The following is a 26,548-nucleotide window of genomic DNA, read 5'->3' as shown; positions in this document are numbered from 1 at the left end:
TGAATACATCACACCTGGCGGATCAGTGATCCACGCAGTGTATTGCAGTGCCAATGCCAGCTCCGACATTGCCGTTGCTGCATATAATACCAATTTTCCCAGTCGGAATGAGCCAGGGTTTTATTTCTTCCACTTGCGGGCTATTTTAACAGCGGTTTCTATCATATAGGGGTCCCATTGTTCAATTTCCCAGTCGGAATGAGCCAGGGTTTTATTTCTTCCACTTGCGGGCTATTTTAACAGCAGTTTCTATCATATAGGGGTCCCATTGTTCAATTTCCAGTCAGAATGAGCCAGGGTTTCATTTCTTCCACTTGCGGGCTATTTTAACAGCAGTTTCTATCATATAGGGGTCCCATTGTTCAATTTTCCAGTCAGAATGGGACAGGGAGGAGTGTTGTAATAATTGCATGGCGGCGGCATAGGAAGGGGCTGTTTCCAGGATGGAAGAGAGTTCCATTTGTTGTTGGTAGAGTTGAAGGTCTTCTATAGCAGGGCCTGTAGAGAGTGGGAGTAATGGAAGAAAGGGACTGACCTCAGTTTCATGATTGGATTTATGTACAATCTCCTGCATCTTCAAAAAATCATTATAAAACCCCACCCGGCTAGCCTCCGTAGCGAGTCCATTTCCCAATTGTTCCAACACAACATATTTCAGATATGGACATTTCCGCATTGTCATTTCAAGCAACTGAAATACCTCTGCCGGCACTCCTTCATCATGTGTATCTCTTCTGATAGTCTGGTTGCCTACATCGTCCCAGCTACCGCCAGATATGTGGATTTCCCGGACCTTATTTAATGGATACAAGGTTATCAGATCTTCGAAGGCCAGATCAAAGTTATGAAGCTGGCAATAGAGGTTATGCAAATCAAGGATGATAAAACCGTTCACGGGTTCAAGCAATTGATCCAGAAAGGCGCCATGCCGTTTGACTTCGTCCAGCGAATACGAAAAGGCGAGGTTCTCTAAACCTACAGGGCGTCCGCAGGCGTTGTAGATTCTTTTCAACCTGTCTGTGCCAATGGCGAGCGTCGATGCAGAATAAGGGATATTTAACGGTGCCCCATGGTGAAAATCTTTTCCGGTCATGAAGCCAAAGTGTTCCGTGATGTGATCAAAGTTAAAGGCAGTGGATGTCTGCTTTAAATGAGAGAGCCAGGCTTCCTGTTCTGGTAGCCATTTCCCTGAAAAGAGAGAAAAGAAGACACCATGACCGATCAGGCGATTTTCATCGCTAAAGGCTGTCAGCAGTTCCCTGAACCAGTCAGGTACTTCTTTAATTTTGTATAAGGCATCGAATGACCATTCAATGGCTTCAATACGGGATTCTTGCAGCAGGGGCAAACATGCAGCGAGGATGTTTGCGTCCAGATTACAGGCGACAGCAGATAATACTTTGGGCACCGGTTAAATATCAATGTTCAGTAAATAAACCATTTCAGGGAATGAAGTCATTTTAGGGGATGAGCATATGGCATGTAATGACTCAGTTCATGTAATGGGCCTATTATACTTATTTGACCCATTTTAGGTATTGCCCTCTTTCACGTAATTACCCCATTGCATATAATACCTTATTTTAGGTATTGCCCCCTTTCACACAATTACCCCATTGCATTTAATACCCTATTTTAGGTATTGCCCCCTTTCACACAATTACCCCATTACATATAATACCCCATTTTAGGCATTGTCCCCTTTTACGCAATGAATTCATTTCACGCAATAAACACATGCATGCAATGCCCCATCACACGTAATCAACCCATTCCGCAAGCGGGGCAATTACCCAGATTTTCATCTGGCTTAGACACATTTTGTTTGTTTTCCTGATCGTTTTTGGGTTTAGGCGCTTCGTCTTTCCCACAGGAAACGACAGTAGTTTGAACGGCGATACCAATCATGATGGCGCTAAGAAGCGATTTAGAAAGTTTCATTCCATTAGTAATTTAAGAGATAATTATTGTCCCGGCTACGGCTCAAATCAGAATATATCGTGGGTGTTATCGATTATTAAACGGGCATGATCTCAAAAAAGTTACAATGATTTATATAATATCCAAATCACAGGCTACCTGGTAAGCGGGCACGAGGGGACGGAAACCTGTCTTGCGACGAATTTTGGACGTATCCATGATGTATGCAAATGGGTTTGATAGTGGTTCATTGGTGGGATTTGCCAGCCCCAGTTCATAAAAACTCATAGGTGCATCATCCCCCAGGTTGAAGATTTCACCATTCAGCCCATCTGTATTTAATAATAGCAATAAAGCTTGAGCTACATCAAGATGGTGAACCATGTGTAATCTGGCAGCGGGGTGGGAATTTTCTTCCTTTACCATTAAGCGCAAGTTATCCTGCATTGCTCCTGCTTGCAAGTTTCCCTGCGTTGCCTTTAGGTCCGGGTTTTCTTCCTTTGTCCTTAAGCGCAAGTTATCCTGCATTGTTTTCAAATGAAGATCCCCATCACCATAGACAAAACCTAATCTTAATATCCGCACATCCTTATGCAAAGAAAGCAGTGCCTGCTCTGTCGCAACTTTACCAGCAAAGTAAGCATTGTCTTCATGTACATCCGGCACATCATCTTCTTTAGCAGGACGACCGTAATCCTTTCTGTATACTTTGGCGGTGCTTACGAAAATGAACCTTTCAACATTCGCAGCAATGGCTGCGTTGACCAGTGACATTGTCCCTTTTAGATTCGTATCATGCATAGAATTATAAGCCGCAGCGATGTGAATGACAGCATCTACACCAACTACAGCAGGCGTTATAGTAGCCGGATCATTTAAATCACCGGTCATGACTGATCCTACACCTGCGGCTTCATCACCACCTAATCCACTTGCATTTAAAGTGATGGGCTTACGTACCAACACACGAACATCGTACCCCTTTGCTATCAGTCGCGCTACAAAGCGACTACCTACTTTACCGGTGGCGCCGGTGACTAAAACTTTTTTCATGGATAATCATTGAAAAGATGATAATGATTGTTGCTATGAAGTATAACACAAATGGACGGTAATAATAAATAGTGCCTGCACCCAATGGAATCAATGCCCTCGTGCAGGATTGCAGACTTTGATTGACCCCTTGTAATTTTCCCTGATTGCTTTCATCAACTGATTGTGATAGTAGGCTATTATAAGTAGGATCAAATAATCCTTCGCCAGCAAGGATACAGATGACAGCGGGAAAAATAAGAATTACAGAAGATAAAAACATACTTCCTAAGATGAATATAAATCCCAATCCTAAAATGATTAAACCCATCCTACCAGTAAGCTTCTCATTGAAATGTTTCAAAAACCAGGGCAACAATATTGCCCTCGAAATGATTTCACACACACCAGCCAAAGTAAGTATGCCACCTATATAAGCCGGTCCCCATTTGAAAATATCTTTTAAGAAAATGGTAAAATTGAACTGGAATATTTCAAGACCTGCGTAAAACAATATACCTGCAATCAGGAGCAATTTTATTTTCGTGAAATCCTTCAAATGTGAAAAAACATTGAAACTATCAACATTCAATTTTTTTGTACGCTTTTCTGCTGACAATGATTCTGGTAACCAAAAATACACAGCCACTACTGAAAGGGATATAATACCCGCAGTCATAAAAAATGGTAATGACAAGTCAATAGCTCCCAATAATCCACCTAATGCAGGACCTGTTAACAAACCTATTCCCATCACGGCGCCCATATATCCAAACCATTTTGTACGTTCTTCAGGTGTGGTACTATCTGATATAATGGCAAATAACGTACTGATATTACCTGCTGTCAATCCATCTATTATTCTTCCTACAAAAAGCACCCACAACGAACCACCAATACCAAACAAGACATAGCCGATGACAGAACCCAGTAAGCTTATGATCAGGATATTTCTTCGTCCATACCGGTCGCTCAATGCGCCTAGAATAGGGGCTGCAATAAATGTACATACTGCAAATACTGATAGCAGGGCACTCATGCCTACAACAACTTGTTGTTTAGGTAAATATTGGCCTACTAAAAATGGTAGCAGCGGGATAACGATGGACATACCTACCGCATTCATAAGTACAATTGCCAGTAGAATGATTAATCTGGCTTTCATTGGTGCATCTCCTCCTAACCGAATCATTATCCTGGTTTTTACTTGTAAATCTCTTTATACCTGAATCATTAATCTGGTTTCACCCGTAAATCTTTTAATGATGAAATCATTCCTCTAACCTTCACCCGTAAATCTCTTAAAAAAAGAAAACCCGGTATCCGCCATAGCCCGTTCGTTCCTATCTGTCTCCGCCTGCGCAGCGCCAGCATACACAAACATCTTCCGCTCATAATCTTCAATCGCAGCCGCAACACTTTTAAACTTCCCACCGGTAATATTTTCCGCTAATATCATCGCATCCATCAATCCTGTGTTCACTCCCTGCCCTGCAAAAGGCGGCATTAAATGCGCAGCATCTCCAATCAATGTAATAGGCAATGGGCGATCAGTCTTCCATGGAACATCCAATGATATTTTTCGTGTAGGTAACCCTGCAAAAAATGAAGTAGCACGAAATAATTCCCTATAACATTCATTCCAGTGAGGGAACATATCTGCAAGAAAAATGGCTACACTTTCCGTATCCTTATAATCTAATAAAGGGACATTCCTGCAAATGACATTGTAAGTAAGCGCGCCATTATTACGGGGATTGGCAACGATTTGTTTCCCTTCAGCTGCGGTCATTAATATATCATGATCACACAACTCGTAGAATGCTTTACATTTTATCTCCGGTTGATACACTTCGCCCTGGATAAAATAGGAACCAGTATCTTCAACTACAGCATCCGTTACATATTTTCTGACATTTGACATACCACCATTTGCACCGATTACAACATCGGCAGTGGCAGTATTGCCATTTTCGAAATGCAGGAGCCATTGGTCATTACGCTGATATTGGCCGCTATCTTGTCCGAGATGTTGACCACTATCTGATTCAATCCCCTGGCCGCCACCTGTTTTAATAGATTTGCCACCACCCACCTCAATACCTTGACCACCACCTGCTTTAATAGATTTGCCACCACCCACCTCAATACCTTGACCACCACCTGCTTTAATAGATTTGCCACCACCCACCTCAATACCTTGACCGCCACCTGCTTTAATAGATTTGCCACCACCCACCTCAATACCTTGTCCACCACCTGCTTTAATAGATTTGCCACCACCCACCTCAATACCTTGACCGCCACCTGCTTCGAGGCCAACAAACTTCCGATCCCATATTACAGTCCCACTCCTAAGCCCCTCCAATAACATCTTCCTGAGTTCATTCCTATTTATCTCAGGCGCGTCATAATGCGGTTTCACTTTAAAAAGTAGATTCCCCAGCTCGTCAGTAATACTCCTACCCATAGCATTCGCCCTATCAAAATACCTATCCAGTAAGCCAGCTCTACTCAAAGCCAGCTGCCCTGAACTTTCATGCAGATCAAGCGTACCTCCCCAGATCCTTGCCTCCGGGTCTTTATCTCTTTCGTAAACAGTTACATCTATACCATGTTGCTGAAGCAAGATGGCCATTGTCAGGCCAACGGGACCTGCGCCGAGGATTGCTATTTTCATGGCCCAAAGTTCAGGCATCTATTAGAGACAAAATAGCTACATTTGACTCAAAAATAGTCGTATCAGACTTTTTACATGCATGTACTTCATACACTCGCTCACCTATTTGGAACAACAGTAAAGAATAGAAGACTAGATATTCCGGCACAGTTTGGTAAGGGATATGTGGCCGGATATGTCTTTAATGACCATATCCGGATGATGATTATGAACTATGAACTGAAGGAAAACCTGGTGATTGAAAACCCTGAAATCAATACTTCCAGGAATATGATCCTTTTTAAGTTCCAGCATATTTTCGCTGAAACGGAAAAGCAACCGTCTGTGTTAATAACTACAACAAGTATGAATACAGATACTGTAATCCCCATTCATACAAATACCTCTACCATTAACATCGAAGTTGATTCAAATTATTTAAAGAGCTTGTTTGATTTGTCTGCAAAGTCACCGGTATTAGAAGGACTATTACAGAATACACAACCTTTGCTTTTTGAACAAATGATATATCCATCCTTGCAGGATATTGTCAATGAGATTGTATACGAATCTGTGGCGGAAAGTTTCAAACTATTTTTCCTGCGGATAAAAGCGGAGGAACTGGTGTGCAGGCTATTGATGGAATTGGAGAAGAGAGATGAAAAACAGTTGTATGCCTTGAATAGCCGTGATATAGCTACCATTTACAAAATAAGAGAGGAGATGTTGGAGCAGCTGGATACACCACCGGTGATAAATGATTTAGCACTGGCGGCTAATATGAGTCCGACAAAATTGAAATCATTATTTAAACAAATATTTGGGAATAGTATCTTTAGTTATTACCAGGATTATAGAATGAAAAAAGCGGCGTTGTTATTGAAAGAGGGGAACCTGTCGGTATCGGATGTAGGGTATCAGCTGGGGTTTACAAACCTGAGTCATTTTTCAAGAGTGTTTCAGGAGCATATCGGTATGAAGCCTAAACAGTATAGCCGGTCTTAAATTATGTATAACCCCAAATATAAGGCGCCAATTAAAGCGTGTAGTATTAAAGAATTTCGGAGATATTGAATACCTTTTGGACTTTGAAATAATGCATTAGGATGGCCGTCAATGAATACTGATACCCTATGCAATCTTTCCAATTCTTCTTACAACCATACTATTTAAAAACTTCCAACAAATAAGGAACCACAAAATACAACGGTGTAGTTAACACCCCACCTATTTTCCCAATCACATAATAATAAGCAACTCCCCTACCCAGCTCCTTCCCTTCCAGCTCTGAAAGCGCTAATGTAAGGATTGATATAGATAACATTGCCTCCGCTATACTAAGGATCAGTATTGCCGGAAAGCTCACAATCTTCAGGGATAACCATAAACTAATCATCAACAACAACATCCCTACTGTAATGACAGGCCTGATCATCTTACGGTTCCGCTGTATCAATACAGTAGTAATAAGTATGACCACTATAGGTATCAATGCAATCACCCAAAAGTAATCGTAATTAGATGCTGTCAAAGCATTTAAGGATGAATTGGAAATAACTATCTGAATCCCTGAAATAAAAGAATAAAATAAAAATAATACCAACCCGGCACGTAAATTAATATTCAATAAATGATATTGCCTCCTGGTGAATAAAATGAACCCTGTCAATCCCACCAGCACCAACAATATCATCAATGGCATATTCAACTCACCTACATACTGACATCGCTCCAATCCTGCATACAGACAACAAGCTCCCACAGTCAGTAGAATCCTTGCCTGCCAATCCTCATCCTTTTTATCAGATTCGTTTTTCACAAATACAAATACCAGCAGACAGGCAATTATACCCAGCGGAATATTTGCAAAAAAGATAAAGATCCATGAAAATTCATCTGTTATATACCCGGCTATAGGATCCCCTAATGCTGCTCCCAGCCCTAGTCCCGTCAGTACCAATAGCTGAGACGTAGCACGTTTCTCTATCGGCCAGCTCTCTGTAAGAATAGTATGTGAAGATACCAGCATTGCACCTGCAGCCAACCCCTGTAGGAACCGCCACACTATCAGCAGATTCAGATTCGTGGCATTACCGCAGAAAAAAGAACAGACTGTAAAACAAATCACCGCCCATCCTAAATAATTCCTTCGCCCCAGCTGTGAAGACAGCCAGCTGCTAAATGGAACTATGATAAAAGTACCCAGTACATAGACAGTTGTAATCCTGCTGACCTGATTTAAGGTAGCGCCCAGGTTTCCCCTTATATCATTGTAAGCAACGTCTATACCTGCATAATTAAATCCTGCCAGCGCAAGACAGATCATAGCTGTCAGTGAGACAAACCATCGGCGAAAACTATATTCCATAGATATCGTATTATTAAATTTCATGCACATCTTTTTATTCCCTAATAGTGATGCTGGCTGCTTCCAATTCCAGGTAAAATTCATGCGCCACCTTACCGGTCAGCGTCTCGTCCCTTATAACAATTTTCATGGGTTGGCATTAACATAGTAAATTTAGATAATATTTACAATAATACCACAACTGATTGCAATCATTAAAACCCCTACATTTGTAGCGTTAACCATTTAAAACTTTGTTATGCAACTCAAAAGAACCTTGCCACTACTCACAATGGCTTTGCTGCTGTTTTGCAGCTTCGCTCCGGCTCCGGCCATTAAACACATAAAACCTTTAGGTATCTGTGATTTTGCTTTTGAAAATAATACTGTTTACACGGTTGCTGACGGCATCTTCTACACCAGCAAAGATAAACTGGTATACAGCAATGTACTTCCAGGCACTGGCTCCGGTGGCACGATCATTGAATTTGACGACGCAGGTGATACCTTTACTTATTACATCACATTCGCCACCACTCCTACTACACCGACCGTAGTACATGTGTACTTTGGTATTAATATCATTACAGAAGTAATTCCCGCAGGTGTTACTTCATTCAGAACGACCATACCTGGGCCACTTCCTTATAGTGGTATCGTGGTCACACTCGATCCTAAATAATTACCAATATATAATATGAAAAGACGGATCTTCTCAACAGTATTCCTGACAATGGGCCTGGTGGCCGCAAAGGCACAACAAAAAGACTCATTAACAATTAACAGAGAGAAAATTAACCAGTTAGACAAAGAGATCGTTCACCTGCTGGGCGAAAGAATGGAAGCTGCCAGAGCGATTGGTATTTACAAGCAGGCACATAATATGGAAGTGCTGCAATCCAATCGCTTCAATGAAGTATTGCAAAAGGCGATAGAAACCGGTAAAGCTGAAGGTCTTTCAGAAGAATTTATCAGGGCACTTTATGAAGCGATTCATAAAGAAAGCATCAGGCAACAGGAAGCCCTGAAGAAGAAGTAAAAAAGAATGCGGCTGCTTATGATTACACTGCTGTCGACTCCTATGCATGTACGTGTATTAGCCGCAGGTATACCGGTCGCTTTCCAGTGGATTATTAATGGACTTGTTACATGATTGTTTCCTTCAGTATTGCATACCTTTGGTGGTAATACATGCTTTATTTTTGTTATCTTGAATGCGTGCCCGCTCGTATTTTTGATCAGCTAATTGCCTGAGATCAGGAGCAAATCGCTGGAGGTACTGGAAAAAGAGTGTAGGAAACAGTAAATTATGTCATACGAACTTATTTCGACAATGAGGAAGGATGTAGTGATGGCGGATGATGAAGCTGCCTATATCCTTTCTTATTTTAAAGAACAACAATTCAGGCGGAATACCGTGTTACTCCATGCGGGAGAAGTGGCGCATGAAGTATTCTTTGTGACACAGGGGAGTCTGCACCAGTTTTATAATGATGAAGCTGGTAATGAGCGCACCTGTAATTTTACCTTTGAAAATGAGTTCGCGACAGACCTGGAGAGTTTTTCCAAAAAGACGGTGTCTGCTTCTACGATCAAGACCCTGACGCCTACCACCTGTCTAACAATCACCTGTTCAGATCTGGTTCCCCTCATGAAGGAATCAAGGGCCATGAATGACTTTTTCTTTCTGCTGGTAGAGCGTATTGCCGCTGCCAGTATTCGTCGTACAAAAGCCCTGCTGTCTTCTACCCCGGAAAAACAGTTCCTGGACCTGCTGGAAGAAAAACCGGAAATTATTCAACGCGTTCCGCAGCGCTATATTGCTCAATACCTGGGCATTGCACCTGAGAGCCTGAGCCGGATCAGAAAACGGCTAATTCCGGCTAAAAAACCTTAACCCGGATCATTATTTTTCACCTCCTACAGGCTATACATTTGCATAAAACAAATTGATATGCAAACAATACTAGGATCTGGTGGTGCTATTGGTACCCCACTGGCACGCGAACTGAAAGCCTATACAGATAAGATCCGCCTGGTAGCCCGGAAGCCGGTGCAGGTGAATGGGGATGATGAGCTGATTACAGCTGATCTGACAAATGCTGCGGATGTGGACCGTGCCGTAGCTGGTTCAGAGGTGGTGTACCTTACCGTAGGCCTGGAATACAATATCAAGGTATGGCGCCGCGACTGGCCAATAATCATGAAGAATGTGATCGATGCATGTATAAAGCACAATGCCCGTCTTGTATTTCTGGATAATGTGTACATGTATGGTAAGAATGAGATCCCCCATATGACAGAAAGCTCAACCATTGCACCACCCAGTAAAAAAGGCGAAGTGAGAGCAGCCTTGCACCATATGCTCCTGCAGGCAAAAGGATTGAAGATGGCGATTGCCAGAAGTGCGGATTTTTATGGCCCTGGTGTGAAGAATGGGATGCTCACGATTACCGTACAGGAGGAGTTTAAAAAAGGTAAAAGGGCTTACTGGCAGCTGGACGATACTAAAATTCATACCTTTACTTATACCCAGGATGCGGCTAAAGGCACTGCTATTATAGGAAATACCCCTGATGCCTTTGGTCAGGTGTGGCATTTACCTACTTCTTCCGAGAAAGTGACAGGAAAGGAGTTTATTGAAAGGATAGCAGGGATCATGCAGGTGCAACCTAAGTATTATATCCTTGCCAGGTGGATGATGGGATTAATGGGGCTCTTTGTGCCAATTGTGAAGGAAATAAAGGAAATGTCTTACCAGTACGACCGGGATTATATATTTGATAGCAGTAAATTTGAAAAGCGCTTCAATTTCAAGCCGACCACTTATGCAACAGGACTCACTGCAAGTGTAGCCAGCTAATATTCATTATTTCTTCTCTTTTAACTAATACCTGCTCTAATAATCGGCTAATATCCCAATTATATAAAGCCTTTGTTACCTTTGTTCTATAATTATTCGTTATGGACGTATACGATAGCAACATACTACGGCTGCTTAAACAGAACTCCCGGATTACGGGTGCAGACATCGCCAGAAAAATTAATCTTTCTTTGCCGGCGGTGACAGAAAGACTGCGTAAACTTGACCGTTCAGGTGTTATTGATCGCTATACCATAAAGGTGAACAGGGAGCAATTGGGGTTGCGGCTTATGGCATTCATCCATGTATGGATTGACCATACAAAGAACCACCCTATAAAAGACCAGCTATTGGCTATGGAGGAAGTGATGGAATGCCACCATGTGGCGGGGGATGCTGATTTGTTGTTGAAAGTGCTGGTGCACGATACGGCGGCACTGGAGCAATTGCTGGTGAATAAGATCAAGGGGATAAAGGGAGTAACGCGTACAGCTACTACGATTATCCTGAATACTTACAAAGAAGAAATAAATGCCAAACTATGAACCTGATTGAAAAATTTGAAAACTGTACATTGCCGAAGGCGGAATGGACACATGAGAACCATTTTGTAATGGCGCTTTGGTATTGCATTCATTATCCATTGCCAGAGGCGGTGGATAAGATTTGTAATGGGATAAAGAGGTATAATGAAAGTGTGGGTGGAGAGAATACGGATGAATCGGGGTATCATGAAACGATTACCCTGTTTTATATTGGAAGGGTGGCGGATTATGTGATTACGAACAGGGTGAGTGCTTTTACAGAGAAGGTGGTGGGGGATTTTTTGGAGCAGGATTTTGTGGAGAAGGCGTATATATGGAGGTTTTATAGTCGAAAGTATTTGATGAGTAAGGAGGCAAGGTTACAGTGGAAGGCGCCGGATAAGGGGTAGTGTTTGTTATTCCAGGTCAGGGAACTACAAAATAGGGTTCCATTACCGCGCTGAAAATTCGCAATTCGCGAATTGCGGATTTTAAAAGTTTTCATCATCATTTTCTCATGCTCAGAAAAAGCCATTTACCTATCAAAGCCAATAAATAATGCAGAAAAATTCTTATTTACTCCAACCTCACCTCCCTCACCGTTCCATTCCCTGCCAAATCCACCGCCACCACTACTACCTTTCCCCCGACCGGCAAACCTACCGCCCTATAATACCAATCCACACCATTCCTGCCTAAAACCGCCTTCCCCCTCTCCTGCACCACACCCGCCGCATCGTGTACACATACGTCTACTTCCGCTACCCTGAATTCATCCTTTGCTGTTACTACCACATCTGTCTCTTCGAACCTGATATGCTGAATTTCCGGTGACTTATAAGCATCTTTCACAGCCATATTATAAGCATTCTGGCCAGGTCCGGCCAGTGACTTATAATAGGCCTTCAGCTCAGGATCCTTCAGGATCGCCTGCGCATAAGCCGCCGCTATTGTCATCTTATACCTGGCTTCCAGCTGCTTTTTCGTCGGCTTTTTCTTTGACGGACCACGTTTCTTGGCCATTATAATCTGGCCATTCCGTTCGTAAATCGTGAGTTGATCGCCGAGCGTGCCCCGGACAAGTTGGAGGAGTATGTTGTCTTTTACAAGTGCCATAACAAACAATTTTGAGGTTATAGAAAACAATATAAAACCTTCGCCCGAAATACAGTGCAGCTTTAATACTAATTGAGTACTAATACGTCACTAAATGTGCACCTTAATATCGGATCGATATATAGATGTACTTATAATGATCTTATGGTGTACTTATGGAAATAAGGCTATAGTATAGTTGAATCGAACAAAAATCATCATGTCAACAAAAATTTACTGGATCACCGACACCATCGGTATCATGCCAAGGCCTCGCGGCAACGAATGGCTGGAAGACGAAATCATTGCCTTCAAAAAACAAGGAGTGGATGTAATCGTATCTTTGCTGGAACAATCTGAAATAACTGAATTGGGTTTACGGCAGGAACAACTGCTCTGTGAAAAACACAGCATACAATTCATCAATTTCCCCATTCCGGATAGGTCTTTGCCTCCTAAAGGCAGTCAAACAGAAGCATTCATTCAAACCTTGACAATACCGTCTAAAATCGTCATTCACTGCCGCATGGGTATAGGTCGGTCTTCCATCATTGCAGCCAGTATATTACTTTATCAAAATAATAATCTTCATGAAAAAGGGAATTCCCCAACGTACGTGAAAACCATGTTCAGAAAAAAAGCCACTGAAATCATCTCCCACATCAGCCACATCCGTGGTTTAAAAGTACCTGATACAGAAGAACAATTTCAGTGGCTCAAAGAAAGAGAACAATTACTTTACAAACCTGTTCACCACCTTATTCAACGTCAATCCCTGCACAATGACAGAGAAAACAACAATGATATAACTAGCAGATAAGATCAGCTCCTTATAAGGCGATTCCGGCAGTGACAATGCCAATGCCACCGAAATACCACCTCTCAATCCTGCCCAAACCAATATAGTCGTATTGTTAAAATTTGTCTTCAATGAACGTCTCATGATCATTGAAGGCACTGCTATACTGACACCTCTAGCAATCAATACAAACAACACCGCTACTAAACCTATAAACCAGTAATGCCCGATAAATGGCAACACCACTATCTGCAAACCAATCATCACAAACAAAATAATATTCAGTAATTCATCGATCAGTTCCCAGAAACGATGCAGGTAATCCTGCAATTCCTTATTGCTCTTGGCTCCAATAGAAGAACTACCCAACATCAAACCAGCCGCTACTGCTGCCAACGGTATTGATACGTGCAGATAACTACCCAATATAGAGATCATCATCACCATAGAAATCGATACCAGCACGGATGTCTGGAACTCCTGGATTTTCTTGGTGAGATAACCCGTTACAACCGCCGTAACGGTACCTAACGCCAGCCCTCCAAATACTTCTTTCGCAAATAAATCTAATGCATGGGTCATAGAGAAAGTCGCTTCCTGTGCTGCCACTTCACCAATGGTGACAAAGAGGATCAGACCTACCCCATCATTCAGTAATGACTCTCCGGATATGATGGTTTCCAGCGAAGAAGGGATTCTTGACTTCTTCAATACAGACATCACCGCCACCGGGTCTGTAGGCGATATCAATGCCCCAAAAAGAAAGCAATATACTAGTGGCAGATCAATCCCCAGCAATGTCGTCGTAATATCCAACAGCAACCCAAATATGATGGTAGAGCCGACCACTCCAATCGTACTCAAGACCAATACCGGTCGCTTCTGCTCCTGTAGTTTCTTATATTCAAAGTGAAATGCACTGGCGAATAAGAGGAAGGCTAACATGACATCCAGCAATGTTTTTGTAAAATCAATACTGTGCATCAACTCACGTATAAAATTGAAAGCTGTAGGAAAAGCCTTACCTGTCACCAGTATAAAAATTGAGAGCAGGATAGAGACAAACATCACGCCGATAGCACCAGGCAGTTTGATAAAACGGATATTAAGGTATGAAATCAACGCACTGATAGTGATCAAAGCCGCAATGAGTGTAAATGTATCCATTCAATTGTTCTTTTGTTAAGCGGTCAATATACGAGATTTTTTCCTATCTTTCCCATACTATGCACAACGTGAATTTCGAAGGAGGTGGGACTACATTTATCTTATTTATTTTTCCTTTAATAGGATTGTTTTTAGAACACAACACCGCTCACAGCAGGATATACTGGACCCTTGGTATTTCTGCCTTGCTGCTGATCCCCATCTTCACTCCCTGGCATTACATCATTCCTTATGCTTATCCGATATTATTGTTAATATTACTTGCTGCAGGTTATGCGGTATTTCTACAAATGAGTGACAATCAAAGAGTGAAAACTGTGATGAGTGTAGTGATAACAGTTATGTTGTTTTTAATACTGGGGTTTCAGAATGTTGTCAGTAGTTTTGCTGCGGGAAGTAATAAACGTATCGTAAAAAAATGGACCTTCAAAAATTACAATGTTGAATATACGGTTGACCAGGGATTTGCGGGGCATGCACTGATCGGTTATGAGCTGAGTCAACACAAATTTATCTTCAGCAGATATATAGAATCAGCCATGGGAAAAGATACCACTACCAATTGCATGATTCAATTTCCAGTACATAAAATTCGTTTTGATAAATGTAATGGTTCACTTGAAACCTTCCGCTAAGCACTACATCAACATATTAAATTTAATACATACATTTACCCCTGTACATTCTATTTTACATGAACCTATAACCGCCCCTACCTATCTATGGAACTTACAACCTATTTCTCAGACCGCCAAAGACTTACATTAAAAAGCGTTTGGATACCAGGCATTATTTTAGTCATACTTGGCCTCATTGCCACCTTCCTCCACAACGTAAATGGCGCATTCATGTGGGTGACATCGCAAGGCACCTTTACCGTTGCGGTAGTATTCACCTCCATTAAACTAGCCATTGCCTATGGATGGGAACATATCATCAGCAAGAACTACAAAAAAGCCCTCCTTACTATCGCCGGCTTCATCATTTTAAATATCAGTGTCAACTGGTTGATAGATCGGATGTATGGTTGGCTTCCCGCTTATATTGACGGCACGTTCATTGGAATTATATGGAGTATTCTTCAGGTGATCGGTGTCTGCTTTATATCAGGGAAACGAAATTTCTGGCAAACTGGTCTGGTAGCAGGTCTCATTATCTGCTATACTTCTGATTTCCCTTTCTCACCACTTTCCTACGTTCGCGTATCTCCTTTTAATTTACAGTTTGTATTGGAAGACTTCTTCACACCATTCCTGATTTATGGCTGGATCTTTCTCGCCGAAAATTATTTCAGTGAAAAAGGGTACAGCAATATCCTCACTTCCAAAATACAGGTGGTAAGCGGTAAGGAATATCGCATGCTTTATCCTTTGGTTTCCATTTCCTGCTGGGTAGTCATATACCATTCAGCAGTTTTGTTGAAAGCCTATGCACAAAATGATTATTTCAGAAAAGGATACAGTGGTTTTCAGTCTCCCGCGGTCCTCACCAACGCGGTTACCTTTGTCATGATTGTAAGTATCTTCTATATCACCGCTACTATGACCAGGAATATTGTGATCAGCAGAATGAACACGATTGCTAACAACAATGGCTGGTTGTACCTCTTACATTTCATTCCTTTTGTGAATATTATTGTATGGTACAAACTGTACAAAGCGACACCAAAACACGATAGCAAAAGTGAAAATGGAATATTTTACCTGATAAAACGTGATGCTGCTATCAATAATTATATTATTGGAATAGGTGCATTATTCAGCGTCTGGGGCTTATGGGTTGCATTCAGTGCTACCCGTTATGAAACATCAGCAGTTACCGGCTTTTTATTTCTCGTCATGTTTGTTAAGCTGGTTAATTATTTCCTCCTGGATAAAGGTAAGAATGCAATCATCTCACTGGTTGTTCTGGCTACCGCAGGTTCTCTCATCCAGTTTATTGCTGCAGCAGGTATAGGAAGACCCACATTTGCATTATTCATGGCTTCTGTGCTGTCTTATTTCTTTTTGATAGAAATCTTCCATCCTGAATTAGAAGAAGCAGATGTTGCTGAAATACCTGCATCAATTATCGAATAAATGAAAGAGTATCTCATAAATAAAATGAGATACCCTGTTCCCTTTATTCACCTTCAGCTGTCACATGAAATGCGACATCTATATTACCTCTTGTTGCATTGGAGTATGGACAAACTTCATGCGCCCTTTCTACCAGTTCTTTTGCCTTTTCAATTTCCACACCTGGAATATTCACACTCATTTCCACAAACAGTGCAAAGCCCACGCCTTGTTTCCCAATGCTTACTTTTGCTGTCACAGAAGAAGTACCGGTTTCCACTTTTGCATTCCTGATCATAAGGTTCAGCGCGCTGTCAAAGCAGGCTGCATAGCCAGCTGCAAATAATTGTTCAGGATTAGTAGCTCCACCAGGACCACCCATTTCTTTCGGGATCCTTACATCCAGTTCCAGGATGCCATCTGTAGATTTAACATGACCATTCCTACCACCTGTTACCATTACTGCTGTTGAATACAAAGCTTGTTCCATGATTTAATATTTTAAATGTGTCCTACTTTATTTAATAATTTATGTAATGTAGCACGCAGCTGCTTCAGTTCTTTTTCACTCATATCCATTTCACAGGCCAGCTGTGCGGGTATTTTTTCTGCACTCTTTTCCATCTTTTTGCCGGCTGGTGTGAGGGCGATATTTACTACGCGCTCATCCTGTTCGTCTCTTGACCGCTTTACCATCCCTTTTTCTTCCAGTCGCTTCAGTAATGGAGTCAGGGTACCACTGTCAAGGAATAATTGTTCACCCAGGGCTTTCACTGTTATCACGCTATGCTCCCATAGCACCATCATGACCAGGTACTGAGGGTAGGTGAGGTCCAGCTCTTCCAGCAATGGCCGGTAGAGTGCGGTGATCTGCCGGGAAGCCGCGTAGAGCGGAAAACAAACCTGATTTTCCAGTTTCAGCAAACTCATATCTTCTCATTTGGTTTACCAAAATTAAATTGTGCACAATTAATTTCCAAATAAAATAATAAGATTTCATTTTCAACCGGCCACAGGCTATTGTCCTAAAAAGGAAAGAGGGTGTATTTGTTAGATACACCCTCTTTTAATTCGGATACCTGGTAGAACCAGATTCCATTTATGCGATTTTAAGAAATTTCATTTATTTAGGTTACACCCTCTTTTAATTCGGACCTGATGGAACCACATTCCATTTTATGCGATTCTAAGAAGTTTCACTTATTTAGGTCACACCCTCTTTTCTTTTTGTATATAAATTCTTTATTGTTCTGTCGTAATCCCTTTACTATCCGTCGCCATCTTCATCTCAACCGGTGCCGCCGCCATTGCTGTATGTTCCACAACTTTCTCACTAATCAATTTCCCTTTTTCATCATACTCCTTCACATATTCCTGCCCCTGCCCCATCTCATGCAATGTACTCACGATGCCATTTGGATAAAACTTCTTTGTAATCACTGAATCCTTTCCTTTCACATATTCTTCCTGCAATAACCTCCCGGTTGGATCAAACTCCCTCGTCAACATCACCTTTTGCATCTGGTCTACCTGTTTCCACTGCTGCAATTTTCCATCTGGAAAAAAGCTTCTTCTCAGGTTTGCACCATTCCCCAGTTCCTTGTAAGTATATTCCAGCGTACCCTGCTCATACTCCCTCGTACTATCCAGACTTCCATCCGGTGTGTAAAAGTTCTCACGGATCAGGGCCTTATTCTTAAATACCTTTTCCTTCTGAATATACCCTTCCCTGAAATCCGCTTCTGAAATGAGGATCTTATTATCAAATACCTGACGCTTACCATTCAGTTTGTTATCACGCAACTCCATGGTAATCATCAGAAATGACTGATCATTACTGAATATTTTCCTGGCTGTTCTGTCCAATGTACCATTATTATCCACATAGAAATAAAACCGGCTTTGGTCAGGCCATTCAGTCACATAATATCCCTCTTTCAGGGCAGAACTATCCCTGTTTAATACGGTAATTGTCTTTACACGACTCCTTTCTTTCTCCTTTCTAATTAGAGTAGACCCGTCTAATGACTTATACTGTTGCGCATAACCACTTGATATCGAAGCACATAAAACCAGACCACAAAAAGTCAGCTTTAAATAGGTTAGGGAGTAATTCATTGGGTAAATATATAAATAATTAGTAATAAGGCATACGTTAATTTTATTATTACCCTAATATTCAATTATAAACGAGCCTATAACAGGGATACTAATATGTCATTTTTTTGGGGGGTATTTCTATAAGGGAAAAGCAACATTGAAATAATTTACGTTCCGATTTTGATTAATAAAAATCTCCTATCTTAGAGTGCAATTATGAATGCAACACATTTAACCCTATGGGAAAAAATCGAACAATTCCCAATCGACGACGGGACAGCTACTCTCCCATTCTCAACCCGACTTGCCAAAGAACAACGCTGGACTAAAAAATTCACACTAAGAGCCATCCTTGAATATAAACGTTTTATATTCCTCTGTTGTGTACTGGACAAAGGCGCCTCTCCTTCCAAAATCGTAGACGAAGTATGGCACCTGCACCTTACCTATACACGCTCTTACTGGGAAGCTTTTTGCCGCGATACTTTAGGCAAAGAATTACATCACATCCCCTCTTCCGGTGGCTCATGGCTGATCGAAAACAGCTTATCTTCGACAAGGCTGTGAAGTTTTATAAAACACAGGATATCCCCATGGTCTATGCATTGAAAGGGCCAACCACTATCCGGCATTTCACTGATGCCGCTTTGCTCACCGCCGCATTTGGTACTACGATTACCGAAATATACCGGCATGAAAACAGGGAGATATTTCCCAACAGTAGTAATAGCGGTAGCAGCTGTAGCAGTAGTGTTAGTAGTTGCAGTGGCGGTGGCAGTAGCTGTGGAGGCGGAGGATGCGGGGGTTGCGGAGGTGGTGGTGATTAATCACCTGAACCACCCTGTAGAAAAATACAACACCCATCCAATAAATAACAATTGTAAAGGCACTCTGAAGTACAAATAACTATACCCCGGTCCTTCATGGTTCGCCATTTCTATATTTAGGTTGATGCTGGCTGCATATATATTTGCAGGCAATAAAACAATAAAAAGAATAACCAACAGGTTCCCTGCAATATTCCTTAAAGGAGGAAAAAGCAACATGATCCCCAGTGCAATTTCCACGATCCCACTTATATACACTACCGCTGTTTTGAAAGGGATCACGGGTGGCAACATCATCACCATCCCATTTGTAAATTTAAAATGTCCGAAAGCCGTCAGTAGCAACATACAGCACATGGCTACATTGCCTGCAAATAACAGCGACCATTCCCGTGTTGATAACCGGGCAATGATCAGCGACAAAAAGAAAGTAACTAATAATACGATCAAAGGTTTCATAACACAAATTTGGTTGATTCACATTTGAACGAAAATGATGTATGTTAGTTTCCCAAAACCTGCTTTCTGATCCGGCTTAAACTTTCAGGCTGTATACCCAGGTAAGAAGATAAATGTTTCACGGAGATATTACTTATTAATGCCGGCGCTCTTTTTAGTAAACCCACATAACGCTCTTCTGCAGTGCGGGATAATAAGTCCATCTCCCGCCTCAGCCGTTTTATATACTGATACTCAGCCATCAGGCGTCCAATCCGCTCTCCATGATGAGAATGTGCATAGAAAGACTGTAATTCCAGGTAGTTAATGATGACGGCCGTCGTCTCTTCCAATACTTCTACAAATACGGTACTTGGTTCCCGGGTAATGAGGGAATAAAAAGCGGTCACAAAATCGCCTGCAAACTGAAAATCTACCGTAAATTCTTTGCCATCCCGGATAAAATAATGGCGGGTAGCACCTGAGTTTAAAAAATAGATCTGGCTTTCTACTTCCCCATCCCTGATCAGGAAGTCACCTTTTTTATACGTTTTGAGGTGCAGGGTCTGCGAAAACTCCGCCCATTCTGTATCGTCGAGTGGCTGAAAACTGAATACCGCGGCCTTCATCTGGTTGAAATCACTCATAGTATAAAAATAGCAAATTCAATTCGATGTGCCAGCCGCAGCGGCATATTATTTGTACCCTTTCCACAGTAAAACTCAAACTTTATGGAAAAACGCGTACTGGGCGTTGTATTCACCGTATTAGGCGCCCTTGGATTAATCATGGCTGCTGTGAGCTTTGTGAATGCCGGCGGCGGCACCCGGAGTGTAAAGATGATTGTCATCTACGCACTGCTGGGTATGGTATTCTTTTTCTCTGGTATGGGACTGATCAGAAATACAAAAGACCGTCCTTCCTGATCAAATGGAAATCGGGCTCATATATCCACATCAGTTATATAAGCATTATTGCCACCTGCCCCCGCATGTTTATGTAGTGGAAGACGAACTGTACTTTTCCCAATACAACTTCCACCAGCAAAAAATATTGCTGCACCGGGCATCTATGCAGTACTATGCCAGCCGGCTCAAAGCTGGCGGGCACGTAGTACATTATATAGAGGCGCAGGATAAAAGAGCACAGGCACATCATTTATTCGAATACCTTTCTGCTCATCACGTTACGGCCATTCACTACATCGATACTACAGATTACCTGCTGGAACGCAGAATACAGCGCTATGGAAAACAATACAATATCATCCTGCACCGCTGCGCTTCGCCTAACTTCATTGGCGATCTGTCTTACTTTGATAAGAGTAGTAAATATTTCATGGCCTCCTATTATAAATCTGAGAGGAAGCGATTAAACCTGCTGATGAATGGTAATCGTCCTGCAGGTGGGAAATGGAGCTTTGACACGGAGAACAGGAAGAAGATGCCGGCTAATGTTGCAGTGCCGGCTATGCCCATCTTTCATTATGATAACTATGATGCGGCGAAACATTATGTACAGAAGCAGTTTGGGCACAACAGGGGAAAAATTACCCAATTCAACTACCCGGTTACACACAGGCAGGCAGAACGCATGCTGATCTTTTTCCTGAAAGAAAAATTACCCCATTTTGGGGAATACCAGGATGCTATGGTTAAGGAGGAACATTACCTGTTTCATTCTATTTTATCCTCTTCATTGAATATCGGTTTACTCTCTCCTGAAACGGTTATACAGAAAGCGATTAGTTATGGCAGCAGACATCGTATTCCGCTGAATGCGCTGGAAGGATTTATCAGGCAGGTGATTGGCTGGCGGGAGTTTATGAGAGCAGTGTATACGAAGGAAGGGGTGAAACAACGTACGACTAACTTCTTTGGTTTTACACGAAAAATCCCAAAATGCTTTTATACCGGTGAAACTGGTATTCCCCCTATTGACAATATTATTCACAATTTACAGGAGAGGGCGTATGTACATCATATTGAAAGATTGATGGTGTTAGGGAATTTCATGCTGCTGTGTGAGTTTGATCCGGATGAGGTGTACAGATGGTTTATGGAGCACTTTATTGATGCGTATGATTGGGTGATGGTGCCGAATGTATATGGCATGAGCCAGTTTGCGGATGGAGGATTGGTGAGCACAAAGCCTTATATTTCTTCTTCCAATTACATATTGAAAATGAGTGATTACAAGCGGGGACCCTGGTGTGAAATATGGGATGCGTTGTTTTGGCGGTTTATGCATGTGCATCATGAATTGATTAAGAACAATGCAAGATTGGCGATGTTGAAGATTCCGCCGGCGAAGCAAAAACATTATGTGGAAATTGCGGAGGAGTACCTGCAGAAAATTTGTGAGGTGGTGGTGACGGTAAAAAAGTGAGATAAAATCTTTACTTTTACGTATATATGAGTCAGTCTCAACTCTCCCGTCACCTTACCTTACTGCAAGCCACTGCCATCAATATGACCGACATGGTCGGCATCGGTCCTTTCGTCGTACTCAGCGTAGTCGCAGAGATCATGCACGGTCCCTGGTTCCTTTATGCCTGGATTGCCGGCGCCCTCCTCTCCTTCATCGATGCAATGGTATGGAGTGAACTTGGCACTACCTTCCCGGAAGCCGGCGGCAGTTATAACTTCCTGAAAGAGAGCTTTGGTCCCCGAACCGGTAAACTGATGAGTTTTCTCTTCGTATGGCAAACCATGATCCAGGCGCCACTCGTTATTGCCTCTGCCGCCATTGGTTTTGCACAATATACCATGTACCTCTACCCGCTTGGTTTCTGGGAAACCAAAGCCGTGAGCGGAGCCGTCATCATACTCATTGTATTCCTCCTTTACAGAAATATTGAAACTATCGGCAAGATCAGTGTCACGCTCTGGATAGGCGTATTAGTAACTATGATCTGGATCATCGGTGGTGGTATGGCGCAAGGGCATTTCCTTGAACCTATTAAACATATCAACGATGGTTTTAAGTTCAACATGGCATTTGCCGCAGCATTAGGGGCAGCCAGTGTAAAATCAGTGTACAGTTATCTGGGCTATTACAATGTATGTCATCTGGGTGGTGAAATCATTGCTCCTCAAAAGAACATCCCGCGCAGTATGTTCATCTCTATCGTGGGTATCGCGGTATTGTATCTCTGCATGAATATCAGTGTGGCTGCTGTATTACCACTTTCACAAATAGAACAAAGCAAATTCGTTATCAGTGAATTCATCCAGCAACTCGCAGGCCCTACCGCGGCTATGATTGCAACGGTATTGATACTCTGGATTGCATTTGCCTCTGTGTTTTCTGCAACGCTGGGGTATAGCCGTATTCCATATGCAGCGGCAAAAGATGGGGCGTTCTTTAAGATCTTTGCGAAGTTACATCCTACTAAGAATTTCCCTTATATCTCCCTGTTATTTCTCGGGGGTGTCGCCTTTGTATTCAGTATGTTCTTTAAACTGAAAGAAGTGATTACGGCGATACTGGCTATGCGTATTATGGTCCAGTTTATTGGTCAGGCTATCGGGCTGCTGGTATTGAATAAGCGCAAAGGGAGGAGTTTTGTAAAATGGAGAATGCCACTTTACCCGGTACCGGTAATACTTGCTATCCTCATCTGGATAGCGATCTTCGCATCCACAGGCTATATGATGCTGGCAGGGATGGCTGTCACTTTATTAGGCATCCTCATTTACTTTGTCAAAAACAGGATCAACGCAGGCCATTAGCCACTTTCTTTTGATCTCTTAAGTCCTGCACCTGTACAGCCGCATGTTCATTGGCCCAGTTTTCCAGCGCAGCCAGTGCAGGACCCAATGCCTTGCCCTTTTCAGAAATGCGGTAGTATACTTCTGGTGGAAATACCTGTCTTTCCTCACGAATGATCAATCCATCGGCTTCCATCTGCTTTAAGTGTTCCAGCAAGACCTTCTTGGCTACTTTAGGAATATTGCGCCATAGATCCGTAAACCTGATTTCCTGCTGGTGAAATAAATGAAACAGGATAATCGGTTTCCATTTCCCCGACAGGACCTCCAATGCTACATTCAACCCGCAATGTTTAAACGCTGTATAATTCATGGTTACAAAAAAGTATACTGGTTACCTTTCTGTCAACTTCATTTGTTTTTTGCAAATTCCGCTGACCTTCGTCCTGTCAAAATTAAATGAATTACCATGAAGTTACAATTGCTGCGCAATGCGACACAGGTGCTGACTGTACATGACAAGCAAATTCTGATAGACCCCATGCTGGGCCCAAAAGACGCTTACGATACCATCATGATGACAGATAATGGGCTTCGCAATCCACTGGTAAACCTAGCTGTAGATCCCCGGGAACTCATCAAACAGATCGATGCGGTGCTATTGACACACCTCCATAATGACCACTGGGATCCTGTGGCGAGGGAATTATTACCTACACATATTCCTCTCTTTTGCCAGGCAGGTGATGAAGATAAGATCCGGGAAGCAGGGTTTACAAATGTGACGCCAATAGTGGATTTTGTTAAATGGGAGACTATCACCATCAACAGAACCAGCGGCCAGCATGGCACCAGCGAAATAGGTACGCTGATGGGCAAGGTATCCGGTTATGTGATCAACGATCTTTATATAGCCGGGGATACCATCTGGTGTGAGGATGTAAGAGCCGCTATTGATAAATTTCAGCCCAAACACATCGTACTCAATGGCGGTGCCGCGCAATTTGTAAAAGGCGATCCGATTGTGATGAGCATAGCCGATATCCAGAAAGTACGTGCTTACGCACCTGACACCCAACTCATCATCGTACACCTCGAAGCGGTGAATCATTCAAAAGAAAACCGGGCACAAATAAGATCCGCCTTTCTACATCAAAATGTAAGGGTACCAGATGACGGGGATTTTTTTTATATTTAATAGATGAAAACATCCACCTCTTATGAACGTGCCGCTATGCCCCAGGGCACTGCCGCCGTACTTGATACCCGTACCGTAGAAAATGCCAACGCTAACCTCCTCGCCGTTTTACAACCCGGATTATCTGTCCTCGATGTAGGTTGTGGCAGTGGTACTATCACAAAAGGTATTGCAAAATATGCAGGTAAAGTAACTGGTATAGACAGAAGTGAAGAACTCATTTCACTGGCAAAAGTGAACCCGGGCAATGTCACCTTTGAAGTAGCAGACATCCTGGATTACAAACCAGTTGAGAAATTCGATATTATTACCACAGCACGCACCCTGCAATGGATCGCTAACCCATCCGTTGTCATTAAAAAGATGGTGTCTCTGTTAAAACCCAAAGGACTGCTCTGTGTACTTGATTATAATCATGAAGCCATTCGCTGGGACCCGGCTCCGCCGCAGTCCATGCTGGACTTCTACGCTGCCTTCCTGAAATGGCGTGCAGATGCAGGAATGGACAATGCCATTGCTGATCATGTGATAGACCTGGTACATGTACAGGCATTAAAGATCACCGTCACGCAACAGGATGAATATGCCGAACGTGGGATGGAAAATTGGGATACACATATCTCCCTCTGGAAAAAAGTGGCGGAGACCAGGGGCAACCAGCTCGTAGCAGATGGTTACATCACAGAAGCAGCGCGACTGCAGACCATAGCAGAGTACGATGTATGGGCCAGGGAAGAGGCAAAGAGCATGCGCCTGTACCTGAAGGCGACGCATGCTACTTTTTAGACATTCAGCATATTCATACTATGTGAATCGTACCGGTTGCCTACGGCCACACCGAATGATTCCAATTGTGTGATCTCAGCTGGTGATAATACTATTTCCGCAGCGGCGGCATTCTGTTCAATATACTTAACACGTTTTGTACCCGGAATGGCGGTAACGCCTTTAGAGAATACCCATGCCATTGCCAGCTGTGAAGGCGTAATTCCCTTTGCAGCGGCAAGGGATTGGATGGCTGTTACCAACTCAAGATTTTTATAAAAATTCTCTCCCTGGAAACGTGGGATATATCTTCTGAAATCATCCACAGGAAAATCGTCCGGGCTCTTTAATTCACCTGTAATGAAGCCTCTGCCTAATGGTGAATAAGCGACAAATCCGACTCCTAATTCGCGTATTGTATCCAATACGCCATTGGACTCCGCTTCTCTTTCAAAAAGGGAATATTCGGTCTGTAATGCAGAAATAGGATGTACTGCATGAGCCTTGCGGAGTGATTCAGGAGATACTTCAGAAAGACCGAGGTATTTTACTTTTCCTTCTGTCACCAGTTCACTCATTGCGCCTACGGTATCTTCGATGGGCACAGTAGGATCTGCACGGTGCAGGTAATAAAGGTCTATGTAATCAGTGCCGAGGTTTTTGAGTGAACGTTCTACTGCTTTGCGAACATATTCAGGACGGCCGTTGATCACGCTCCAATCCATCTGGTCATTATCATCGATGTAGAAACCGAATTTAGTGGCGATCGTGTATTTTGCCCTGTTGCCTTTGATGGCTTTTGCCACTAATCTTTCATTCAGGAGAGGGCCATATGCATCAGCAGTATCCAGCCAGTAGATGCCGAGTTCAAGGGCACGGTGAATGGTTGCGATGGCTTCGTTCTCATCCGCTTTACCATAGATGTCGTTGCCACCGATAGTCGTCATTCCCATACATCCCAGTCCTTCCACAGGCACTTCCAGTCCCTGGGTGCCTAATTTTACGCTTTTGATTGCCATAAGCATGCTTTGTTTTATGACATCA

The 26,548-nt window shown here is 42.5% G+C and carries 32 protein-coding genes and 1 pseudogene; 17 read left to right on the top strand and 16 right to left on the bottom strand.

The window, feature by feature from the left end; translation table 11 throughout:
• Window positions 1-301: 301 nt before the first annotated feature.
• The 6 genes and pseudogenes from SIO70_RS13385 to SIO70_RS33400 form a co-directional block, all read right to left on the bottom strand.
• Window positions 302-1,408 (bottom strand): DUF692 family multinuclear iron-containing protein, encoded by a 1,107-nt coding sequence (locus SIO70_RS13385; protein ID WP_320581359.1) that lies wholly within the window; start codon window positions 1,406-1,408, stop codon window positions 302-304.
• 356 nt (window positions 1,409-1,764) lie between these two features.
• Complete coding sequence (locus SIO70_RS13380) at window positions 1,765-1,941, bottom strand: hypothetical protein (RefSeq protein ID WP_320581358.1); 177 nt, start codon at window positions 1,939-1,941, stop codon at window positions 1,765-1,767.
• Window positions 1,942-2,052: 111 nt separating this feature from the next.
• On the bottom strand, window positions 2,053-2,973 hold the full coding sequence (locus SIO70_RS13375) for an NAD(P)-dependent oxidoreductase (protein ID WP_320581357.1): 921 nt from the start codon (window positions 2,971-2,973) through the stop codon (window positions 2,053-2,055).
• Window positions 2,939-4,144, bottom strand: coding sequence for an MFS transporter (locus SIO70_RS13370; protein ID WP_320581356.1), 1,206 nt, complete (start codon window positions 4,142-4,144; stop codon window positions 2,939-2,941). The genes SIO70_RS13375 and SIO70_RS13370 overlap by 35 nt, the downstream gene beginning before the upstream one ends.
• A gap of 87 nt (window positions 4,145-4,231) precedes the next feature.
• Window positions 4,232-5,239 (bottom strand): FAD-dependent oxidoreductase, encoded by a 1,008-nt coding sequence (locus SIO70_RS13365; RefSeq protein ID WP_414017926.1) that lies wholly within the window; start codon window positions 5,237-5,239, stop codon window positions 4,232-4,234.
• An 18-nt stretch (window positions 5,240-5,257) separates the two neighbouring features.
• Window positions 5,258-5,650: pseudogene (locus SIO70_RS33400) on the bottom strand (FAD-dependent oxidoreductase); the annotation flags it as partial.
• Between the two features lie 57 nt (window positions 5,651-5,707).
• Between SIO70_RS33400 and SIO70_RS13360 the strand changes: the two are divergent.
• Window positions 5,708-6,616 carry an AraC family transcriptional regulator gene (locus SIO70_RS13360; protein ID WP_320581354.1) on the top strand — a complete coding sequence of 303 codons (909 nt, stop codon included), beginning with the start codon at window positions 5,708-5,710 and terminating at the stop codon, window positions 6,614-6,616.
• A 160-nt stretch (window positions 6,617-6,776) separates the two neighbouring features.
• Here SIO70_RS13360 and SIO70_RS13355 read toward each other — a convergent pair whose 3' ends face one another.
• Window positions 6,777-8,003, bottom strand: coding sequence for an MFS transporter (locus tag SIO70_RS13355; protein WP_320581353.1), 1,227 nt, complete (start codon window positions 8,001-8,003; stop codon window positions 6,777-6,779).
• A gap of 214 nt (window positions 8,004-8,217) precedes the next feature.
• Between SIO70_RS13355 and SIO70_RS13350 the strand changes: the two genes are divergently transcribed.
• The 6 genes from SIO70_RS13350 (at window position 8,218) to SIO70_RS13325 (ending at window position 11,755) form a co-directional block, all read left to right on the top strand.
• A complete protein-coding gene (locus SIO70_RS13350) occupies window positions 8,218-8,640 on the top strand; it encodes a hypothetical protein (protein ID WP_320581352.1) in 423 nt (140 codons plus the stop codon).
• Window positions 8,641-8,655: 15 nt separating this feature from the next.
• Window positions 8,656-8,997 (top strand): chorismate mutase, encoded by a 342-nt coding sequence (locus tag SIO70_RS13345; RefSeq protein ID WP_320581351.1) that lies wholly within the window; start codon window positions 8,656-8,658, stop codon window positions 8,995-8,997.
• A 270-nt stretch (window positions 8,998-9,267) separates the two neighbouring features.
• Window positions 9,268-9,855, top strand: coding sequence for a Crp/Fnr family transcriptional regulator (locus SIO70_RS13340; RefSeq protein ID WP_320581350.1), 588 nt, complete (start codon window positions 9,268-9,270; stop codon window positions 9,853-9,855).
• Between the two features lie 57 nt (window positions 9,856-9,912).
• Window positions 9,913-10,821: an NAD-dependent epimerase/dehydratase family protein gene (locus tag SIO70_RS13335; protein WP_320581349.1), complete on the top strand. Its 909-nt coding sequence runs from the start codon at window positions 9,913-9,915 to the stop codon at window positions 10,819-10,821.
• A gap of 101 nt (window positions 10,822-10,922) precedes the next feature.
• Entirely contained in the window at window positions 10,923-11,366 is a 444-nt protein-coding gene (locus SIO70_RS13330; RefSeq protein WP_320581348.1) for an Lrp/AsnC family transcriptional regulator, read from the top strand.
• Window positions 11,363-11,755, top strand: a complete 393-nt coding sequence (locus SIO70_RS13325) for a hypothetical protein (protein ID WP_320581347.1) — start codon at window positions 11,363-11,365, stop codon at window positions 11,753-11,755. Before SIO70_RS13330 ends, SIO70_RS13325 begins: the two co-directional genes overlap by 4 nt.
• Window positions 11,756-11,921: 166 nt before the next feature.
• Here the strand turns inward: SIO70_RS13325 and SIO70_RS13320 are convergent, their stop codons facing one another.
• Window positions 11,922-12,461 (bottom strand): hypothetical protein, encoded by a 540-nt coding sequence (locus SIO70_RS13320; protein ID WP_320581346.1) that lies wholly within the window; start codon window positions 12,459-12,461, stop codon window positions 11,922-11,924.
• A 199-nt stretch (window positions 12,462-12,660) separates the two neighbouring features.
• Here SIO70_RS13320 and SIO70_RS13315 point away from each other — a divergent pair, with 199 nt between their 5' ends.
• Window positions 12,661-13,260, top strand: coding sequence for a hypothetical protein (locus tag SIO70_RS13315; protein ID WP_320581345.1), 600 nt, complete (start codon window positions 12,661-12,663; stop codon window positions 13,258-13,260).
• Here SIO70_RS13315 and SIO70_RS13310 read toward each other — a convergent pair.
• Window positions 13,174-14,406 carry a sodium:proton antiporter gene (locus SIO70_RS13310; RefSeq protein ID WP_320581344.1) on the bottom strand — a complete coding sequence of 411 codons (1,233 nt, stop codon included), beginning with the start codon at window positions 14,404-14,406 and terminating at the stop codon, window positions 13,174-13,176. The two genes, SIO70_RS13315 and SIO70_RS13310, sit on opposite strands and share 87 nt — an antisense overlap.
• Window positions 14,407-14,465: 59 nt before the next feature.
• Between SIO70_RS13310 and SIO70_RS13305 the strand changes: the two genes are divergently transcribed.
• Window positions 14,466-15,041 (top strand): hypothetical protein, encoded by a 576-nt coding sequence (locus SIO70_RS13305; protein ID WP_320581343.1) that lies wholly within the window; start codon window positions 14,466-14,468, stop codon window positions 15,039-15,041.
• Window positions 15,042-15,128: 87 nt separating this feature from the next.
• Entirely contained in the window at window positions 15,129-16,484 is a 1,356-nt protein-coding gene (locus SIO70_RS13300) for a hypothetical protein (RefSeq protein WP_320581342.1), read from the top strand.
• Between the two features lie 43 nt (window positions 16,485-16,527).
• Here SIO70_RS13300 and SIO70_RS13295 read toward each other — a convergent pair whose 3' ends face one another.
• From SIO70_RS13295 to SIO70_RS13285, 3 genes are all read right to left on the bottom strand, one after another.
• Complete coding sequence (locus tag SIO70_RS13295; protein WP_320581341.1) at window positions 16,528-16,953, bottom strand: organic hydroperoxide resistance protein; 426 nt, start codon at window positions 16,951-16,953, stop codon at window positions 16,528-16,530.
• 11 nt (window positions 16,954-16,964) lie between these two features.
• Entirely contained in the window at window positions 16,965-17,393 is a 429-nt protein-coding gene (locus SIO70_RS13290; RefSeq protein ID WP_320581340.1) for a MarR family transcriptional regulator, read from the bottom strand.
• A gap of 312 nt (window positions 17,394-17,705) precedes the next feature.
• Entirely contained in the window at window positions 17,706-18,581 is an 876-nt protein-coding gene (locus SIO70_RS13285) for a hypothetical protein (protein ID WP_320581339.1), read from the bottom strand.
• 198 nt (window positions 18,582-18,779) lie between these two features.
• Here SIO70_RS13285 and SIO70_RS13280 point away from each other — a divergent pair, with 198 nt between their 5' ends.
• Window positions 18,780-19,130, top strand: a complete 351-nt coding sequence (locus tag SIO70_RS13280; RefSeq protein ID WP_320581338.1) for a hypothetical protein — start codon at window positions 18,780-18,782, stop codon at window positions 19,128-19,130.
• Window positions 19,127-19,390, top strand: a complete 264-nt coding sequence (locus SIO70_RS13275) for a hypothetical protein (RefSeq protein ID WP_320581337.1) — start codon at window positions 19,127-19,129, stop codon at window positions 19,388-19,390. Before SIO70_RS13280 ends, SIO70_RS13275 begins: the two co-directional genes overlap by 4 nt.
• Here SIO70_RS13275 and SIO70_RS13270 read toward each other — a convergent pair whose 3' ends face one another.
• Window positions 19,391-19,849 (bottom strand): hypothetical protein, encoded by a 459-nt coding sequence (locus tag SIO70_RS13270; RefSeq protein WP_320581336.1) that lies wholly within the window; start codon window positions 19,847-19,849, stop codon window positions 19,391-19,393.
• Between the two features lie 44 nt (window positions 19,850-19,893).
• The gene (locus SIO70_RS13265; protein WP_320581335.1) at window positions 19,894-20,475 is read right to left on the bottom strand and encodes a Crp/Fnr family transcriptional regulator; all 582 of its coding nucleotides are present in this window, start codon (window positions 20,473-20,475) and stop codon (window positions 19,894-19,896) included.
• Between the two features lie 84 nt (window positions 20,476-20,559).
• Between SIO70_RS13265 and SIO70_RS13260 the strand changes: the two genes are divergently transcribed.
• Genes SIO70_RS13260 through SIO70_RS13250 form a run of 3 tightly spaced genes read left to right on the top strand, consistent with a single transcriptional unit; the run spans window position 20,560 to window position 23,562 of the window.
• Complete coding sequence (locus tag SIO70_RS13260; protein ID WP_320581334.1) at window positions 20,560-20,754, top strand: hypothetical protein; 195 nt, start codon at window positions 20,560-20,562, stop codon at window positions 20,752-20,754.
• A 4-nt stretch (window positions 20,755-20,758) separates the two neighbouring features.
• Window positions 20,759-22,216 carry a cryptochrome/photolyase family protein gene (locus SIO70_RS13255; RefSeq protein ID WP_320581333.1) on the top strand — a complete coding sequence of 486 codons (1,458 nt, stop codon included), beginning with the start codon at window positions 20,759-20,761 and terminating at the stop codon, window positions 22,214-22,216.
• Between the two features lie 26 nt (window positions 22,217-22,242).
• Window positions 22,243-23,562, top strand: coding sequence for an APC family permease (locus SIO70_RS13250; protein ID WP_320581332.1), 1,320 nt, complete (start codon window positions 22,243-22,245; stop codon window positions 23,560-23,562).
• Here the strand turns inward: SIO70_RS13250 and SIO70_RS13245 are convergent.
• Window positions 23,546-23,914, bottom strand: coding sequence for a helix-turn-helix domain-containing protein (locus SIO70_RS13245; RefSeq protein WP_320581331.1), 369 nt, complete (start codon window positions 23,912-23,914; stop codon window positions 23,546-23,548). The two genes, SIO70_RS13250 and SIO70_RS13245, sit on opposite strands and share 17 nt — an antisense overlap.
• A gap of 96 nt (window positions 23,915-24,010) precedes the next feature.
• Here SIO70_RS13245 and SIO70_RS13240 point away from each other — a divergent pair, with 96 nt between their 5' ends.
• Together SIO70_RS13240 and SIO70_RS13235 are read left to right on the top strand one after the other, a co-directional pair.
• Entirely contained in the window at window positions 24,011-24,739 is a 729-nt protein-coding gene (locus SIO70_RS13240) for an MBL fold metallo-hydrolase (RefSeq protein ID WP_320581330.1), read from the top strand.
• 3 nt (window positions 24,740-24,742) lie between these two features.
• Window positions 24,743-25,525, top strand: coding sequence for a class I SAM-dependent methyltransferase (locus tag SIO70_RS13235; protein ID WP_320581329.1), 783 nt, complete (start codon window positions 24,743-24,745; stop codon window positions 25,523-25,525).
• Here SIO70_RS13235 and SIO70_RS13230 read toward each other — a convergent pair.
• Window positions 25,522-26,523, bottom strand: a complete 1,002-nt coding sequence (locus SIO70_RS13230) for an aldo/keto reductase (protein ID WP_320581328.1) — start codon at window positions 26,521-26,523, stop codon at window positions 25,522-25,524. The genes SIO70_RS13235 and SIO70_RS13230 overlap by 4 nt on opposite strands.
• Between the last annotated feature and the right edge of the window lie 25 nt (window positions 26,524-26,548).

The organism is Chitinophaga sancti, assembly GCF_034087045.1.
GTDB lineage: Bacteria > Bacteroidota > Bacteroidia > Chitinophagales > Chitinophagaceae > Chitinophaga > Chitinophaga sancti_B.
This window is presented reverse-complemented; position numbering and strand designations above follow the sequence as displayed.